Below are 16,480 nucleotides of genomic sequence, written 5' to 3'. Positions count from 1 at the left end.
TCTTATTTCTGATTATAGTTAACACCCATTGTACGGTGTCCACACCTTATTATATATATAACATTGGTGGCGGTCAAAGCAATTCGGCAAGCAAGGCCGACTTGTCGTGGTTAAACGGTCCGAGTTTCACCCTGACAATCCGATTGTCAAAAGCCTCGTCGGCCATGGCGGGAGACAGTTCCACCCGAATATAATTATCCGTGAAACCATGCATGGATTTGCCACGCGTGGCTTTCTCAAATAGCACGTCAGCCTCTTGCCCAATATAGCGAGCGTAAAAAGCCTCCTTTTTCTGGTCGGACAGAGTCAGCAAACGTTTGGAACGGCGTTTCTTCTCGCGATCATCCACCACGTACGGTATGCGCAGGGCAGCCGTTCCGGGACGCTCGGAGTATGGGAAGACATGTAGTTGCGTGACAGGCAGGGCATCCAAAAAATCGTAACACTCCTCAAAACACGTCGGCGTCTCGCCACGACAACCCACCATAACGTCCACACCTATGAACGCATGGGGCATTCTCTCTTTTATCAAACCTATCTTATGGGCGAACAACGCCGTGTCATAGCGACGGCGCATTAATCGCAAGACTTCGTCGCTACCACTCTGAAGCGGTATATGAAAGTGGGGCATGAAAGCGCGCGATTGGGCGCAATAGTCTATCAGCTCATCGTCCAAAAGGTCGGGCTCAAGGCTACTGATGCGAAAACGTCTTATGCCTTCGACACCGTCGAGCGCCTTCACAAGATCTATAAAGCGTTCGCCAGTGGTCTTGCCAAAGTCGCCTATGTTAACCCCGGTCAGCACTATTTCGCGCCCACCCTCTCGCGCCGCCCGATCCGCCTGCTCCACCAGCGAGGCAATCGTGGGGTTGCGCGAGTGGCCTCTGGCAAATGGTATGGTGCAATACGTGCAAAAATAACTGCACCCATCCTGCACTTTTAAAAAATAACGAGTGCGATTGCCACGGGCGCAAGAAGGCTGGAAACTCTTGATGTCACGTGTTTTCAGGCTGCGAAAACAATGCAAGCTGCCTTCGCGCGGCATGGACCAAGCCTCGGAGAGATGTTGCACCAAATCGGCTTTCTCATCAGAGCCAAGCACAAGGTCCACGCCGTCTATCTTGCTTACCGACTCGCTCTCCAATTGAGCGTAACAACCCGTCACAACCACAAAGGCCCCGGGATTATCCCTCACCATGCGATGGATGGCTTGGCGGCATTTGTGGTCGGCCACCTCGGTAACTGAACAAGTGTTAATCAAACATATATCCGCCCGTTCGCCCTTCCCGACAGCAGTTACACCCATTTGCTCCAACATCTTGCCAAACGTCGAAGTCTCAGAAAAATTGAGCTTGCACCCTAACGTGTAATAGGCCGCTTTTTTGCCTTGAAAAGCACTCGTGTCTATCATTATACCTGTTGTTTTATGCTACAAAGATAGTGGTTTCCATTGAAATTTGCCGCCAAAAGGCCCATAATTTGAGCATTGTTAAGGCAAACAAAAACTTTAACACTTATTTAACATCTACAAATAGCTAATACATAAGCGTTTATAAAAAAGTTACAAAAGGTCGTCAAAAAAAACCGTAAAAAAACTTGGGCGTATTGAAAAATTGCGTAACTTTGCAATGTTTTAATAAACAAACAATTGTTTTACAGATTTAAAAAAGCAAAGAAAATGAAGAAATTAGTTTTTATGTTCGTAGCCATCGCTGCTATCTCTTTCGCATCATGCGGTAACTCTACAAAGAAAGAAGCTCCTGTAGCTGACACAACTGATACAGCCAGCGTTGACACAGCCAGCGTTGACACAGCTTCAACAGCACAGGTAGACACAACCGTTGCTAAGTAATTGCAACGATCTGTTTGAACAAAACAAATGAAAGTAGCCGCTCAAGATTATTCTTGGGCGGTTTTTATTTTGTTCATAAAGCGCGCTTGAACCATCCAAAAAAAACTGGTTGCCATGTCTTTAAAGGATATTTTTTGCCATCAAGACATGTTGCAAGGAAGGTGACGTTAGCAATGTTTATTGAGAAATCCTGGGCCACAATGTTCCATTAGCCAAAAGTGGAGTTCCAAGGTATACGAATGTACACAGTTTCATGAGTATGGAATATTACGCCAATGGAGGCAAACGCTCCCGCAACCCACACATAACAGCATAAAAACGAAAAAACTAAAGATTTAACATGGGCGTTTCTTAGAACCAGCATTATGCTATTCGTCGTACGCGTCGTATGAAACTCTATTCTCGTCCCATTTATCCTTGGGTTTGACCACCTGTTTGGGATAGCCTATGACAATGGCATTAAGCGGTATGACCTCGTTTGGCAACTCAAGCACTTTTTGAAGTCTTTTACACTGTTCTTTGTCAGGATAACAACCTGTCCACACCGCACCCAAACCTATGGCATGGGCTGCCAAAAGAATGTTTTCAGAGGCTGCAGACAGGTCTTGCACCCATAAATCTCGCCCAACGCCATCAAACGTTAGCCGCATGTCCCCACAAGTCACGATAACAAGTGGAGCATCTTTGGCAAACTTGGCGTAAGGTTGAGCGTCGGCGATGGCCTCAATTTGTTTTTTGTCTGTCACCACCACAAATCGCCATGGACGCTTGTCACCCGCCGTGGGCGAAGCCATTGCCACTTTCAGCAGCGTGTCTATCTTGGCGTCTTCCACCTTTTTATTTTGATACGCACGCACACTTGTCCTTGTCATCATGTTGTCAATCACATTATTAGAAGAAGTACGAGTTTCCGATTTCCCAACTTTTCTGCCATACCCACCAAACACCATCATGCCACAGACAATGGCCAAGGCTATGGCAAGGATAAAACTCAATAGCGAACTTGCTTTCATAATTATTTATTTTGCGGTCGAATGCTTTTGTAATTAATTTATCATCATAATCTATCACGCGTTTGTCAAGTTATGTTCGCATACTTATTTGTGTCCTTCAGCCGCCCTTAAAAGGGTTCCCGTGGGACATACGAAACGACAATAAGGCCGTGGTACAAATATGGCAAGAACGACAAACACCACCGCAAGAGCAACAACCACGACAGAGGCCGACATAAATATGAACGCCGAGAAGACCTCGTAGTCCATCCACTGAAAACTCACGCCCGTGAGCATAAGTACCATAAGAAGCGCAAAGAGAAACTGCCGAAAGTACATCAATGACTTGACTAAACGTTGAGACATTTTCCATTTGGCGTGTTTGGATCTACTTGCAAAATCTTGCAGCGACCCAAAAGGGCACACATTGGCACAATAATAGCCTTGTTTGCCAAACAATGGATAGACAAAAGCCGTGATGAGCATCACGACAGGAATGAGTGAAGCCCACAGATTGATGCCACTTGACATATACCCAACGAAGAGCGACCAATTGAGAAAAGTGCCACACCACAATCCCAACACCACGACGTTGAGAGCCATCTGCACGGTGTGCCAAGTTTTATTACGACGAAACAACGGTATTATGGCAGCCATGAGCACGACGAAAAGCCCTGCGACGGTCTTGACCCTAAGATCCATTCGTTCCAAAACAGAAGGTTTTGCTGTGTTCTTGGCAGCATAACTCAGACCCGCTCGCATATTTTGTATGATGGCATTCGAGCTAAATGTGGCGCCACTCACAGCATCGACATCCTGCTTGAGAGCGTCGTTCACCGTCTTGCCATTCCAACGCCCAAGCAGTGACTTGGCCTTATTAAAAAATTCAGGGGTTTCTTTGTTTCTCAAAGCGTCCACCTTTTTAATTCTTCCCCCCTTAATAGTAATCTCCAATGGCACTTGCCCGACGTATCCCAATATATCTTTGCCAATCAAAGAGGTATTGATAACAACTACACTATCGCCAAAAGTTCGAACCGTATGTTCACGAATGTTTTGTATGGAAGCGACGTTGGCAAAATCCGCAGGACTTCCGCCCCACAATGTGCCATCGCGCTGAACAGCCGCAACCATCATCATGATGAGACATGTTGACAATAACAAAATTTGCTCCAATCGTTTCATTGTTATGTTCCGCATCTCCCTTTCGTTTTTTTAATTTCGTGCATACGCTCCGCGGCAGGTTCAAAAGACAGGCTTGCTGACATCTTCCACAAGCGCATAGCCTTGCCGGCATCCTCACGCACTCCACGGCCATACCAAAAACACCATGCCAAGAGGTACATGGCTTCAGCATGTCGTTGCCTCTCGGCATATTTGAGAATACGGCAGGCATCCTCGTAATTTTCTTGTTGGAGCAAACGTTTGGCGCGCCGCACGGCTTGAGGATAAGTTTCGTCAGTGTTGTCTTCAGCAAATCCAAAGAAAGTCCTCCACGATGTTCTCATAGATAATATCCCAGTTGATGGCAGTGGCAAAGATAGCAAGATTGTCTCACATTTCAGTAAAAAGGCATGTGTTTTTCTTTTTGTATAAACATAATTAAAGAAGTTTTTTGAAAATATCCTTCATGGACTTAAATCCATCATATAGTGCGCGCGCGCTTTATTTGTAAATTCATAAATTTGTATTGAACTTTTTTTAAGAAACATTTTTGTAGATGATTATTGGTATGTACATACACCTACATCTTATCCCTAAAACTTTTAGGATGGGCTCGCTTAATATCCCATAAAAGCAACGCAATATCCACAAGAACAGAAATTGACCACAAAAACAAACAGTACTACCAGAAGGATACCACTCAACAAACGAAAAACCGTAAGTTGGTTAAAATATCATGATATTACAAGTCAATTATAATATAATGTGATATATTACTCAAGAAAAAACGTTTATCTTTCTTGTTTTAAGATGATTACGCTAACTTTGTACACACGTTAATTTTTTTATCAGAAAAAAGATGATATTTAAAACTGTACGTTTAATGTTTACAACGCTGCTTTTGGCAGTTTTTAGTGAGGCGTATGCCGGAACAGTGGTGTTCCAACCATCCATAGACAAAGGGAACAGTCAAGAAAAAATTACCAAAGACGGCATTGCTATCAATACCGATAAAGGATATGTCAATGATGTGTACGAAACGTATAGGTTTTATAAACGCAGCGTAACAACTATTTCCTCAACAGTGGGCAACATCACAAAGATAGAGTTCTCCTGTACGGCATACGGTAACGCCAAATACGGTCCTGGTGGTTGGCATCTTACAAATGATTCGCAAGGTCGGTATTATTTTCGGGGGAAAATTGGCACATGGACCGGTAATGCCACGTCAATAAAAATGGTAGCATCTTTTAATCAAGTACGTGCCACAAAGATTGTGGTTACCTATGGCAGCGCCACCAATACTAAAACTACAACAACTTTAACTTTTGACAATACAAACAACTATATTTTTGCCCAAGGATCAGGCGAGCACACTTTTGTCAACGCAGCATCTTTGGCACCTGTGGTAACCGGTGCGACAGTGTCATACAGTTCTGATAACGAAAACATAGCTACCGTGGATGAGCATGGTAAAGTCGTTGTTGGTTCTGACCAGTCAGGCGCTGCGACAATAACAGCTACCTATGCGGGCAATAGCCAATATTCAGGCTCGAAGGATTCATATACTATTAAAGTTGAGAAAAAATTCCAAAACATAGCCGAACTAAACCAAAACATGACACCAGATAAAAAGGTAGGCTTGTTGAAACTCACAAATGCGCAATTCACCTATATCAATGGCGCATATCACTACCTGCAAGATGCCGCAGGCGCTGTTTGTGTATTCAATTCCGACCTTAAAGGTTATAAGACTGGGCAAGTCTTGAATGGAGACGCAGAGGTTGAATACAACTTAAATGATGGGATGCAAGAAATAAGGGCCATTACTTTGAGAGATGGTATAAAAGTTACCCAAGACAAAGTCGTTCCGAATGAAATGAGTGTGACAGACGCTATCATAAAACATAATCTTTGCAAATATATCAAATTGAGCGGTGTCACGGTTAGTGCACAACATGTAGTCGATGACGCATCCAAGATTTTCTTAAAAGATCTATTTAAGAAAAATCTACCTATCAAACAAGATGGTGTGTATGATTTGATTGCTATACCAATTATATACAATGGCACTTTACAACTTGCTGTAATAAGCATACAACCTCTGCCTATCGGTCTAAAAGTTGCCATTGGAGAGACAGGCTACGCCACATTATATGATAGCGTTCACGCACTTTTAGTGCCCGCTGGGGTCAGGGCAAGTGGATATATGTTGCAGAATAACAAATTGGTAGAAGGCGACGTATACAAGAAAGGAGATGTAATTCCCAAAGATTTTGCGGTGGTGCTGAAAGCTACGCCCAACACTGAATATAACTTTGCCATATCTACAAAAGATGGCATCAACAAGAAAGCCAATATTCTCATGGGTACAGAAACCATCACAGATCTATCCATCAACGCCGCAGACTGTTTTTATTATGCACTCACGACAAATGCCAACAACGACATTAACTCTGTGGGGTATTATTGGATGCGCAAAGATGGCGCGCCTTTCACCAACGGTGCCCACAAGGCTTACTTTAAAATAGCGAAAACTATCAACGCAAAGATGGGATATGCCTTCAATGAAGAGACAACCGCTATAGCATCTATACATGCCTCTCAACCTGCCAAGGCCCCTTCTTTATACAATCTTTCTGGCCAACGCGTAACCCCAAACTATAAGGGCGTGGTGATATGCAATGGTAAAAAAATTGTATTGAGATAAAGATAGCAATACTGTCTAAACTCTGAATTTATGAAACGATATGTCAAGCCATTTGTACAAGCCACCTTTTTTGAGGATCAAAAATTAATGGCAGGCTCCTTGGCAAAACATAACGAAGTTGGTTCTAAAGCTCAATTAGGAAAAGAAGCTATCAATATGGACGAGTATTTTTATGACACAACCGATGATAGTCGCTGGGAAAATAAAGATTGGATTTAGCCAGACTCCTCTGTTGTTTTTCGTCTTGTGCTAAGCCACAAAATATGTCATTACAAGTTAATCCCATCGATTCATAAAATCAAAAGGATTTCTTTTTGCGAAAACGAAAACACCCCGGTACTAAAAAGGCAAATACGAGGACAAAATTAAAGCATACAAAAAACGGATGCGCAGCCACTATCCAAGAGCCAAACAAAACAAGTAATCGGACAAACGATTCAGGTATCGCATCAAGATTTCATAACATTGATTTTGTGTTGGCTCAGCATTGAGTCGCGCAAGCGTGACCAAACGTCGCTCACAAGCTCGCGCTTGGGTACGCGCCAAGTGAATGGTGGCTTCGGCTTCATCTTTTCCGGGCAAAACAAAATCAAACCTCTTGCCTTCCGTTGCCTCCCTAATAAAACCCTCCATGTTAGTGATTGCCGTTTCAAGCTGATCCAAAGGATTAGGCTTTCGCCCTGCCCCTGCCATCAAGCCATAACCGTTTGCCACGATGGCCATGACCGTCATCAAATCTCGTTGCACTTTTTCAAAGAGATCCGTGCGCCCAGAACGCACTTTGCACAGTCCCAACAATGCCATCAATTTGTCTATCTCACCGTTCAATTCTACACGAGCGTCGTCCTTGCTCACTCTCGTTCCATTATACAGGGAGGTTTCGCCCCTGTCGCCTTTCATTGTTGTAATCATATTCCTTAACGTTTAATAATGACATATATTATAACGGGCGCTCCGACGATGGGTGTCACCGCGTTGAGCGGCAAAATTCCCAAATCACCGGGCAGCGTTGTAAGAACATTGCAAAAAAGGGCCACAACGCTACCCATAAGGATAGTAATGGGCAACAAATGCCGATGGTCCGACGTGCGCAAAAGCAATCTCGCGATATGCGGAACAGCCAACGCCACGAAAGCTATAGGCCCGCAAAAGGCTGTCACCACCGCCGTAAGCAGTCCGGTTATAAGTATAAGTACATTGCGAGTACGCTGCACGTTGACCCCCAAGTTTTCCGCGTAGCGATCTCCCAGAAGCATCGCGTTGAGCGGTTTGACCAGCAAAAGCGTGGAAAGCGATCCAAAGATGGCAAGTGACGCAAACACGGGCATTTGCTCCATAGACACGTTGCCAAAATTGCCCATGCCCCAAACGGCAAAGTTTTTCACGCCCTCCTCGGTGGCAAAAAAGTTGAGCAATGTTATCGCGCTGTAGCTAAGGTAGCCTATCATCACGCCGACAATAATGAGCATCACATTGTTACGCAGCATTTTTCCTATAGACCAGATTGTAGCGGTGACAGCTACGGCCCCAACAAACGCTGCCGCCACATACGACAAACAGCTTAGCGCAAGTGAAGCTGCCACGCCGGGAGCCAAAGCGAGCAAAGCCACGGCCAAGCTCGCCCCACTGGTAATGCCAAATATATCGGGTGCCGCCAATGGGTTGCGAAAAACCGTTTGGAGCAACAATCCGCTAACGGCCAATGCGCCACCCGCCAACAAAGCCGTCAACATTTGTGGCAAACGGTTCTCCACGACGATATATTTCCAGCTCTCGCGCTGCCCATCATCACCACACAAGATCGCGTAGACGTTTGTCAATGGGATATCCACGCTGCCATGCACCAAACTGACAGCGCACAATAAGATGATGGCAACGGCAAGCCATATATAAACCAAACCCATCCTCATACTTTCTACATACACCAAGTTCAAGTCCCTGTCCGACACCTATCCAGTTTATCGATTGTCCAAACGTTTATAATACCGCAAGGCACCAAAATTATTTTCAGGGTGAAGCAATATTATCATCTCGCGCAAAAGATAATCCGGTCGAAAAGGAGTCTCCTCAAAATAGGGTGTCACAGAGGTGTTGCACTCGTATATATCACCTGTCCTGAAAGCTCTCAACGCCTTGTACCCTTGAAACTCCCGAAGCAAATCGGAACGTGTCATCATGCGCGTGCCATTATACTTAAACGCCCACACGTCACTCTCTCCAGCCTTGTCAATGATTTGTTCGAATGACAAGGCCAAACTTCCGCCATGTTTGTCATTGGCAAAAGCATAGCGACCATTCGCATCTTTGATGATGGTTCCCACGCTGCTCGTGCCACCCGGCGTGTACCACACGGCGCCAGTCTTGCGCTCCGTGAGCACACTGCGTCCAGCGGGAAGTGTGGCCGCATAGCGTTTCAGTCGTTGGTAAGTGGAATCAACGACATGAAAGAGAGAGTCGGCACGCTCTCCCTCGCCAAACAGTCGGCCATAGTAGCGCATCCACTCCGCTCTTCCCAAGGCGGAAGTCTCCATATAATCAGCCGTTTGAATGATGGGAATACCCAATTTCTCAAGCTTGCCGAAACCACCACTGCCCTCGAATGGGCTAATAAAGATAGCATCGGGGCATAACTCTATGATTTTTTCGATATTCGGACTCATGGCGTCTCCACAGTCCACAATCTTTCCCTCTTTAGCTTTTCGCCGCACATCAGGCACCAAGATATATTTCAAGTCGCACACGCCAACTATTCTGTCTGTCAATCCAAGATATGCCAAGAGTTGGCAATGCGATGTCGTGAAGACTACCACACGGCGCAGTGGCCGGATAGTCTTGTCATCTCCCGGTTCACCCACACGAATGGTTTGCAGTGTTTTGCCCTTTGTCCACGGATTTGACACCGTCGCTTGCGTCATGCCATCACTGTCTGAGAGTTGTACGAGTTGGGCGTAAGCCATCGGCAAATTATTGCCGACGGCTCCCGCCTTGTCGCCATTTTGGCAGGCCGCAAGGCTGCAAAGCAGCCAGCACGCAACCAGCAAGCCATGCAAAGAGCTTTGCATTGCCACTTTATTCATGATGGCTCAAAAAGACAATCGTGCCAGGGTTTACGCCACAAGGATACTTGCCTTTGAAGTTCCCGTCCCTTGTGTAACGAGCCAAATAGCCGTCAGTGGCATAGCTTGCACCACCCGTAACGGCATCTTTATTTTGTGAGGTCACAAACACGTCGCCCGTTATTGGGTCTACACCCATGCCGTAGGGATAAAGTATCTCGGTTCCATCAACCCATTTGGACATGGTTTTGTTTGTCAAGTCGTAAGCGTTGTATGTCGCTGGCTTGCCCCAAGGCGAGTTGATGATATAGAGACGATCCGTACCTGCGGCCATCATCGAGCCTGCGCCAATTACAGAAACATGGTCGGTTTTTATGTCAATTTGCTGCACGGTGGGATTAATGTCCTTATAATTGCCGGTGCTAATCACGAACAATTCATTGTTCAAGGCCAAAATTTGGGTAGGATTTACGAGAACCTTGACATCTTTCACCTTGTCAAGCTGTTTGTCAAGTTTCACCACATTGGTGTTATACGTATAGTCTGGATTATGCGAGTTGCAAACGTAAACATATCCATTGGTGGTGGCAATTCCCTCCAAATTGGCGCCCACGACCTTTGAGCTGTCCACCACTTTGTAGCTCTGGCTGTCTATTTTGTATACCTTGCCCGTGTACGAGGACACATAAACGCACCCATTGTCAATAGCAAGCTCGCGTGGTTGCCGTATCTTGGCCACAGCGATGGATTTCGATGTTTTTGGATTCACTATCTCCACACGGTTCTCATCAGTCGTGGCAATGTACATCTCGCCCTTTTCATTAATCACCGCACTGTTAGGCGTGCCACCTAAGGAACGACCGTTTGCCGACTGAAAGACATTGCGTGTCGCCTTCCACGTTTTGTAATCCAAATAGTCAAGACTACCATTTATTTTCTTGTAAAAACTTCCCTCGTTCACCACGTAGAGGCCATCGGAAATGACAGCGGGGCATATTGTAGGTTCGTTGCTATCCCCATCGTCATCACATGACACAAACATCAATGCGCCAGTCAGCACAAACGCCAACATTGATAAATACTTCTTCATAATTTTCGTAATTTATTTGTTAGTTGTTAATTGTCCATTTATATTCACGTCTTCTTTCTTGTCACATCTCAAACTGCGCCGAGAGCGTCCACGACCGGCCGGGCATAGGGTAATGAGCCACTATATCGTATTGCTTGTCAAGCAGGTTTTGCACGCCTGCACGCACAGTTACGCTGCACGATTTCAGCCTCAACACCTTGTATGCGGCGATGGACGCCTCGGCAAATCCGGCGATACGGGTTCCCGGCGCATGCTCATTAGTGGTCCAACGGGCGCTCATGCCGTCTATCGTGACAGACGCGTTCAACCACATATTCTGCCAATTCAAGGTCGCGGCGAAACTATGTTTGGGCACGTAGGGTATCTGGTTACCCGAAACAGGTGATTTCTCGATGGTCACAATCCCCACTCGTTGCAAACTGTAATTGGTAGCAAGCTCAAGGCTATGCTTTTTGCTGACACGCCATTCGGCGTTAGCAGTGAAGTCCAAGCCATAACTATTCACCTTGGAAATATTCATCATGCTCCAAACAAACATATTGAATGGCACCGCTACAATTTTATCTTTAACTCGCGCATAGTAACCATCGGCCGTAAACTTAAACGATGCTTGCATACCGTCAAGGCTCCCAGTCAGCCCCACGTTAAACTGATTGCTATTCTCCGGTCGAAGCGCGGGGCTTCCTATATGGTAAAAAAACAACTCGTTGAACGTAGGCATACGAAAGATGTTTTTCCAAAAAAAGCGTACGTATAGCTGCTTACCGGCCATCAGCCTGTAAGACACCGACACCGATGGCGACCATCTTTGGGCATTGTCCGGAGCCGAGCCATGCGCCACGCCATGCATATAGTTGGACCACAAAAGCCTCGCCACGCCCGTGAGTCTGCCCCAAACCACCTTTCCGGCAAGCGTCTGCAAGAGGCTGTGACGGTAAGGACGCACGCTGATAGGGCCATCAACCCAACTTGTGGGCGTGGTCAGCGTGCTGTTCAGGTTGTTCAAAGCATAGTCGATGGAATAATTCAAGCCCAACCAAGTGGTCGGCGAATAAAGCCACGAAGTGGTGACATAATATTCTCTTTGCCAATAACGCTCGCTCTTCACACCCCCACTCGGAATACCCACGCGATATAAACTCGCCACCCAATTAACCTTGGCGGCCGCTCTCATGGACAAATTGGGAAACCATGCGCCTTGATATCGTAACTGCCCGAAAGCGTTTCGCTCTCGCAGTTGCTCGTCATTGTCCTGCGTATAGAGTCGCACTATGCCAGGCAACTGTCTGTTGTTGTCATAATAATAGAGTTTACCCATCAAGCGATTTCGCTCATTCGCCTGCCACACCACATTGGTTTCCATGTGCCCACTGTCCATACGGCTGTTCTGCCTGCGTTCCCTTGTCACCAATTTTACATTTTGAAGCGTGAAAGGATAGTTGTTGTCTGTATGAATAAACTCACCCTGCAAGTTCACGTACAAGCCGCCAGCCAATCTATGTCTATAAAAGAACGAAGGCTCCACAGTATTCCAAGACCTGCCCGTTAGCGTGGCACGAAAGGCTGCAGGCTGTCGTTTATTGTCCTCCATATCGGTTTCCATTTCCAAAACGGCGGCAGATCCGGCCTGTCTGGCAGGCACGAAAATATTGTCTCCGTCGCCTATGGTGAGCCGCAAGCGCCGCATGTTGGAAAGGCTGTAACGACTTAAGTCTATCTCTCCCGTCTGACAATCAGTGAGCGACACGCCGTCGTATACCACCGCCGTATGCTTGGAGCCAATGCCCCTGACCGACACTGTCTTCATGCCACCCGCGCCGCCATAGTCTTTCACTGTAATGCCGGCCATGTGTTTCAGCGCTCCCTCTATATTGGTTATGCCTTGACGGAGCATAGCCGATCGGTCTATTTGTTGCCGCGGAATGGTTGACTGTATGCCGTCGCCCCTACGCGCGCCTCTCACTTCCACCTCTTTTATCAAGATGGTATCATTTTGAGCCACAGCCACAAATGGGCAAAGAACCAAACAAAGGACAAACAATACATTCTTTCGCATTCTTCCCAGAGAACAGAAATGGCGTTCACAATGGCAGGCCTTCTGACTTACGGTCCGCGTCATGAGTCTTACCGATAACGCTCAGCGACCGTAGTTCACGCTGGCCAATGCCGATTACTGCGGCGATACCGCTCAGGGATTACGCCCACTCCCCTTTTTAATCCCTCAAACGGGGGATCTATCGCACATGCAAAGATAGCCTTTTTATTTGTCAATACGGCCATTAATCAAACGAAAAGCGAACAACTCTACCAACAACGCCGCGGAGTGGCCTCCATGGCATTGTTTCTGTTGTTGCCATTGGCATGGCCCATATCAACGCTTAAAGCACAGCGCCGCACCTATAGCTGTGCAAAATTCCGAATATTTCGGGATGATAAAATGCACGTTGTACAATTTTTCCATCGAGGGCAACACCTCTTTACACTGCGGCAACAACGTGAGATTGCCTATCAACACATATTCTTTGATACCTGTGTTGAGCGACGCCAATATGCAGCTTGAGCCAATGGTCTGCAACACCGTGGTAATAATGCCAAGCGCTATATCCTCGCGCGTGGCATTGCTGCGCGCGTTGCCAAAAAGCGACGCCGTGGCCGTCTTGGGCAAGTTGGGCAGCGGATTGGGGCTGATATCTCCGATAAGCACGTCTATATTCTGCATATCGCCCTCCATAGCCAATTTTACGATTTGCTTGATATCGTCTGTCTTGAGCATAACGCGGCTTAGCCCCATGAGGGTTCCGCCTCCCAATCCAATGCCGCCAATATGACGTATGTCGTCGCCATCACATTGCACGATGCTCGTGCCCGTGCCCATAGAGACCACGAGCATGCGGTCTATATCGGTCTCATAGCGCGCGCCAAGGCCGTCGGCCAAAAACTCTTGCGCCTTGTTGGTGGGCAGGCCATAGATAGGTGAGTCAATGTACGCGGCCCCAACGCCGGTTATCATAACCTGCTCCACATCCGAGAGCTTGGTGTTGGTGTCGAAAAGATACTTGCCAAATGCGCCATATAGCGATGTCACGGGGTCTGTGGCCTTGATGCGAATGGGCGAGACAACTTCGCCTTTTTCATTAATTCCCACTATTTTTGTGGTGCTGATACCTACGTCTATACCAATAATCATAATGCTAAAACGATATTAAAGAAATGTGTTGGCTACCAACTGGCCCAATCTCATATTTGAAAAAAAACATGTTATATATCAACGGTTGACACAATTAAAACTACCCGGCGTGCAAAAATCATCGTCCTCACGATATTTTTCGGTAGAGGGCTGATGGGCCACCAACTGAAATACGCAAAGCGACAATATCTCCGCCTCTGACACTTTCAAGCCATCGGTCACATCCACGCGATGGCTCAGCAGATCGCTCATGGCGCCAAGATGCATGTTGCTGACAACCAATTTCTCACCAACACGTTTCACCTCAATCGGAGTCTCAATGTAACCAAATGTCGGCTTGGTCTTTTTCATTTCAGCGTAATAGTCTGCCATCTCTTGCATCCGCACGTCCAATGGTCGCAAATCATACTCGTTATTTTCAACCTCTAACCTTACATAGGGCGCAATGGCCTCATAGTCGTATTTGTCTAATAATTGTTTGAATGTCATATCGAATAGTGATTTTTGTAAAAATAAGGGAAAACCGAAACCTACCAATCATACTTGGAACATTGAGGGGCAACCCATTCCGCGCAAAATTACGAAAAAACAAGCAATATATAGCTAATGCACGAGATATTATTCGTATATTCGCAAATAAATATTGAGATAATGGACAAAATCAAAGTAGTAGCGGCCGTCATCAAAAAGGATGACAAAATTCTCTGTATGCAGCGTTGCCGCTCACGCCAAACACACAACTCCGAGCGTTGGGAATTTCCCGGAGGGAAAGTAGAGAAGCATGAGTGTGATCACGAAGCGCTACTTCGCGAAATCAAAGAAGAAATGGATTGGGATATATATGTGGGAAGACGGATAGGAACCGTGAGCCACGATTACCCAGGTATCTCCGTCGAGATAGCCGCTTATCTCTGCAAACCGGGCGATGGAGAGTTTACCATGTTAGAGCATTTGGACGCGAAATGGCTCACCATCGACGAATTGCCTACGCTCAATTGGGCTGATGCCGACAAGAAAATAGTGGAGTTGATACGCAAGTTATAACCTGCCAACGTTTTCCGTTTACATTCTTTTATCCCAAGCGATTTCCCATTTGTACAAGGCCACGCGCTTATCTATACAAGGTGTAGACGCCCTCATGCCCGTCACAATATTTTTTCACCAAGCCAATGATATATTCAGCATTGGCCTTAACGGCATCCTCATTGCCATCATGTCCATTTATGAGCACCACCAAACGGGTGGTGCCTATAGACATTTTGGTACGTTCGTGGTCAGAGGTGGGCGTGCCTACCCCACCCAGCCCATCTCTGTAAACCGGCAGGCCCTCAATGTTGAGCATGCCTCTGCCGATACCCTCATAAGGCTCATCGGCACGCCCAATGCCCAGCGTCAAGGTGTCGCCCACAAATTTGTCCGCGTCAAAGCCACCGATGCTATAACCATAAGCTATACTGGCCAAATTGACAAGGTCTACCAAAGTGTCTCGTTGATATAAAGGCTTGTTCTGTAACATTCTGCGAATCAATGCCTCGGCTGCCGGCCGATAACGTGAAGGATCTTTGCCACACGCACGATAAACTTTTCGAGTGGCCTTGATTCCTGACAACTCTTTGAGCGACTCCGTCGTGAGTGTCGCGCGATATTTATCACCCCAAGCATTGATTTCATCCCACAACGCCTGACAATACTTGCTGTTCTTGACCTTGGCCTGCACACACGTGCCCACAAACTTGGGACACACTTGGTCTATTTCTTTTGATACGATGACTTGCATTATTGTAACGGTTAATTATTCCTTATGAGACAAGGACGAGTTACATTCCTTTGCAAACTTACATATTTTTCAGCTATTTCAGAAAAATTAGCTGGAATTTCATTTCTCGATTCATGATATTTGGCAGCTCAACGCATTGCCATTAACGTATTTGAGAAAATTTAGACAAACATCTTGGCGATATTGCGCGGAAACTTTTACCGCATCCCTAAACGCATGTCAAAGTCAAAATTTAATCATAAAAAAGGGATATACGAAAAACTTCGAAATAGCGCGTGGCAAATGATTTTTCTGCTTGAAAACTTTAAGGGAACGACGTCCCACGCTTTGTGCCGTCTCGATTGATATTTAATGATATTGCGTTTCAAACCTAATCGAAAAGCGATTAAGTCGCATTGGTCACGTCATTAAGGCTTAATGGCATCGCAACTAATCAGCGAAAATGAAGAAAAATCGAAGTTGGCGTAAACTGACTGATAATGAGCAGGAAACGGAGTCATTTGCATAAAACTGCTCTTTTCAAAAAGAGTTATAATATGCAGATTTAGGCAGAAGTTCAGTTACCAAAACGTTACCCGATTTTGGGATAGGTAACGATGGAGTAATATTCGGTAACTGAATTATTTTCGCTCGTGTGGCTGTTGCTGCGGTC

The 16,480-nt window shown here is 46.1% G+C and carries 16 protein-coding genes and 1 riboswitch; of the genes, 4 read left to right on the top strand and 12 right to left on the bottom strand.

The window, feature by feature from the left end; all coding sequences use genetic code 11:
• Positions 1–73 precede the first annotated feature (73 nt).
• Positions 74–1,411: a tRNA (N(6)-L-threonylcarbamoyladenosine(37)-C(2))-methylthiotransferase MtaB gene (mtaB, locus tag HMPREF1640_RS09570; protein WP_036894200.1), complete on the bottom strand. Its 1,338-nt coding sequence runs from the start codon at positions 1,409–1,411 to the stop codon at positions 74–76.
• Positions 1,412–1,678: 267 nt separating this feature from the next.
• Between mtaB and HMPREF1640_RS13535 the strand changes: the two genes are divergently transcribed.
• Complete coding sequence (locus HMPREF1640_RS13535) at positions 1,679–1,852, top strand: hypothetical protein (protein ID WP_197051504.1); 174 nt, start codon at positions 1,679–1,681, stop codon at positions 1,850–1,852.
• Between the two features lie 368 nt (positions 1,853–2,220).
• Here the strand turns inward: HMPREF1640_RS13535 and HMPREF1640_RS09560 are convergent, their stop codons facing one another.
• The 3 genes from HMPREF1640_RS09560 to HMPREF1640_RS09550 form a co-directional block, all read right to left on the bottom strand.
• A complete protein-coding gene (locus HMPREF1640_RS09560) occupies positions 2,221–2,865 on the bottom strand; it encodes a nitroreductase family protein (RefSeq protein ID WP_036894198.1) in 645 nt (214 codons plus the stop codon).
• 84 nt (positions 2,866–2,949) lie between these two features.
• Positions 2,950–4,029: an FMN-binding protein gene (locus HMPREF1640_RS09555; RefSeq protein ID WP_036894197.1), complete on the bottom strand. Its 1,080-nt coding sequence runs from the start codon at positions 4,027–4,029 to the stop codon at positions 2,950–2,952.
• Positions 4,030–4,031: 2 nt separating this feature from the next.
• Positions 4,032–4,352 carry an SEL1-like repeat protein gene (locus HMPREF1640_RS09550; RefSeq protein ID WP_036894196.1) on the bottom strand — a complete coding sequence of 107 codons (321 nt, stop codon included), beginning with the start codon at positions 4,350–4,352 and terminating at the stop codon, positions 4,032–4,034.
• Positions 4,353–4,891: 539 nt separating this feature from the next.
• On the opposite strand from HMPREF1640_RS09550, the gene HMPREF1640_RS12625 reads away from it, so the two are divergent.
• Both HMPREF1640_RS12625 and HMPREF1640_RS13350 read left to right on the top strand, forming a co-directional pair.
• Positions 4,892–6,718 (top strand): hypothetical protein, encoded by a 1,827-nt coding sequence (locus tag HMPREF1640_RS12625; protein WP_156098779.1) that lies wholly within the window; start codon positions 4,892–4,894, stop codon positions 6,716–6,718.
• Positions 6,719–6,748: 30 nt separating this feature from the next.
• Positions 6,749–6,937: a hypothetical protein gene (locus HMPREF1640_RS13350; protein ID WP_156098778.1), complete on the top strand. Its 189-nt coding sequence runs from the start codon at positions 6,749–6,751 to the stop codon at positions 6,935–6,937.
• 177 nt (positions 6,938–7,114) lie between these two features.
• Here the strand turns inward: HMPREF1640_RS13350 and HMPREF1640_RS09535 are convergent, their stop codons facing one another.
• The 7 genes from HMPREF1640_RS09535 to HMPREF1640_RS09505 all read right to left on the bottom strand — a co-directional run bounded on the left by HMPREF1640_RS09535 (position 7,115) and on the right by HMPREF1640_RS09505 (position 14,540).
• A complete protein-coding gene (locus HMPREF1640_RS09535; RefSeq protein WP_036894195.1) occupies positions 7,115–7,630 on the bottom strand; it encodes an ATP:cob(I)alamin adenosyltransferase in 516 nt (171 codons plus the stop codon).
• A 5-nt stretch (positions 7,631–7,635) separates the two neighbouring features.
• Entirely contained in the window at positions 7,636–8,628 is a 993-nt protein-coding gene (locus HMPREF1640_RS09530) for an iron chelate uptake ABC transporter family permease subunit (protein WP_369699830.1), read from the bottom strand.
• A gap of 48 nt (positions 8,629–8,676) precedes the next feature.
• The gene (locus tag HMPREF1640_RS09525) at positions 8,677–9,795 is read right to left on the bottom strand and encodes an ABC transporter substrate-binding protein (RefSeq protein ID WP_036894191.1); all 1,119 of its coding nucleotides are present in this window, start codon (positions 9,793–9,795) and stop codon (positions 8,677–8,679) included.
• Positions 9,788–10,864, bottom strand: coding sequence for a hypothetical protein (locus HMPREF1640_RS09520; RefSeq protein ID WP_036894190.1), 1,077 nt, complete (start codon positions 10,862–10,864; stop codon positions 9,788–9,790). The genes HMPREF1640_RS09525 and HMPREF1640_RS09520 overlap by 8 nt, the downstream gene beginning before the upstream one ends.
• A 61-nt stretch (positions 10,865–10,925) precedes the next feature.
• Complete coding sequence (locus HMPREF1640_RS09515; protein ID WP_231565883.1) at positions 10,926–12,845, bottom strand: TonB-dependent receptor; 1,920 nt, start codon at positions 12,843–12,845, stop codon at positions 10,926–10,928.
• Between the two features lie 89 nt (positions 12,846–12,934).
• Positions 12,935–13,118: riboswitch (cobalamin riboswitch) on the bottom strand.
• A 117-nt stretch (positions 13,119–13,235) separates the two neighbouring features.
• Positions 13,236–14,051 (bottom strand): type II pantothenate kinase, encoded by an 816-nt coding sequence (gene coaW / locus HMPREF1640_RS09510; protein ID WP_036894186.1) that lies wholly within the window; start codon positions 14,049–14,051, stop codon positions 13,236–13,238.
• A gap of 78 nt (positions 14,052–14,129) precedes the next feature.
• Entirely contained in the window at positions 14,130–14,540 is a 411-nt protein-coding gene (locus tag HMPREF1640_RS09505; protein WP_052051789.1) for a hypothetical protein, read from the bottom strand.
• Between the two features lie 162 nt (positions 14,541–14,702).
• On the opposite strand from HMPREF1640_RS09505, the gene HMPREF1640_RS09500 reads away from it, so the two are divergent.
• Positions 14,703–15,095 carry a (deoxy)nucleoside triphosphate pyrophosphohydrolase gene (locus HMPREF1640_RS09500; RefSeq protein ID WP_036894214.1) on the top strand — a complete coding sequence of 131 codons (393 nt, stop codon included), beginning with the start codon at positions 14,703–14,705 and terminating at the stop codon, positions 15,093–15,095.
• Between the two features lie 67 nt (positions 15,096–15,162).
• Here HMPREF1640_RS09500 and HMPREF1640_RS09495 read toward each other — a convergent pair whose 3' ends face one another.
• Entirely contained in the window at positions 15,163–15,828 is a 666-nt protein-coding gene (locus HMPREF1640_RS09495) for a B3/4 domain-containing protein (RefSeq protein ID WP_036894185.1), read from the bottom strand.
• Between the last annotated feature and the right edge of the window lie 652 nt (positions 15,829–16,480).

Source organism: Prevotella sp. S7-1-8 (genome assembly GCF_000758925.1).
Lineage (GTDB): Bacteria > Bacteroidota > Bacteroidia > Bacteroidales > Bacteroidaceae > Prevotella.
This window is presented reverse-complemented; position numbering and strand designations above follow the sequence as displayed.

Excerpts from the sequence above, each read along its gene's own strand:
- mtaB (WP_036894200.1), bottom strand. The coding sequence starts at position 1,411 with ATGATAGACACGAGTGCTTTTCAAGGCAAAAAAGCGGCCTATTACACG.
- HMPREF1640_RS13535 (WP_197051504.1), top strand. The coding sequence starts at position 1,679 with ATGAAGAAATTAGTTTTTATGTTCGTAGCCATCGCTGCTATCTCTTTC.
- HMPREF1640_RS09560 (WP_036894198.1), bottom strand. The coding sequence starts at position 2,865 with ATGAAAGCAAGTTCGCTATTGAGTTTTATCCTTGCCATAGCCTTGGCC.
- HMPREF1640_RS09555 (WP_036894197.1), bottom strand. The coding sequence starts at position 4,029 with ATGAAACGATTGGAGCAAATTTTGTTATTGTCAACATGTCTCATCATG.
- HMPREF1640_RS09550 (WP_036894196.1), bottom strand. The coding sequence starts at position 4,352 with ATGAGAACATCGTGGAGGACTTTCTTTGGATTTGCTGAAGACAACACT.
- HMPREF1640_RS12625 (WP_156098779.1), top strand. The coding sequence starts at position 4,892 with ATGTTTACAACGCTGCTTTTGGCAGTTTTTAGTGAGGCGTATGCCGGA.
- HMPREF1640_RS13350 (WP_156098778.1), top strand. The coding sequence starts at position 6,749 with ATGAAACGATATGTCAAGCCATTTGTACAAGCCACCTTTTTTGAGGAT.
- HMPREF1640_RS09535 (WP_036894195.1), bottom strand. The coding sequence starts at position 7,630 with ATGATTACAACAATGAAAGGCGACAGGGGCGAAACCTCCCTGTATAAT.
- HMPREF1640_RS09530 (WP_369699830.1), bottom strand. The coding sequence starts at position 8,628 with ATGAGGATGGGTTTGGTTTATATATGGCTTGCCGTTGCCATCATCTTA.
- HMPREF1640_RS09525 (WP_036894191.1), bottom strand. The coding sequence starts at position 9,795 with ATGAATAAAGTGGCAATGCAAAGCTCTTTGCATGGCTTGCTGGTTGCG.
- HMPREF1640_RS09520 (WP_036894190.1), bottom strand. The coding sequence starts at position 10,864 with ATGAAGAAGTATTTATCAATGTTGGCGTTTGTGCTGACTGGCGCATTG.
- coaW (WP_036894186.1), bottom strand. The coding sequence starts at position 14,051 with ATGATTATTGGTATAGACGTAGGTATCAGCACCACAAAAATAGTGGGA.
- HMPREF1640_RS09505 (WP_052051789.1), bottom strand. The coding sequence starts at position 14,540 with ATGACATTCAAACAATTATTAGACAAATACGACTATGAGGCCATTGCG.
- HMPREF1640_RS09500 (WP_036894214.1), top strand. The coding sequence starts at position 14,703 with ATGGACAAAATCAAAGTAGTAGCGGCCGTCATCAAAAAGGATGACAAA.
- HMPREF1640_RS09495 (WP_036894185.1), bottom strand. The coding sequence starts at position 15,828 with ATGCAAGTCATCGTATCAAAAGAAATAGACCAAGTGTGTCCCAAGTTT.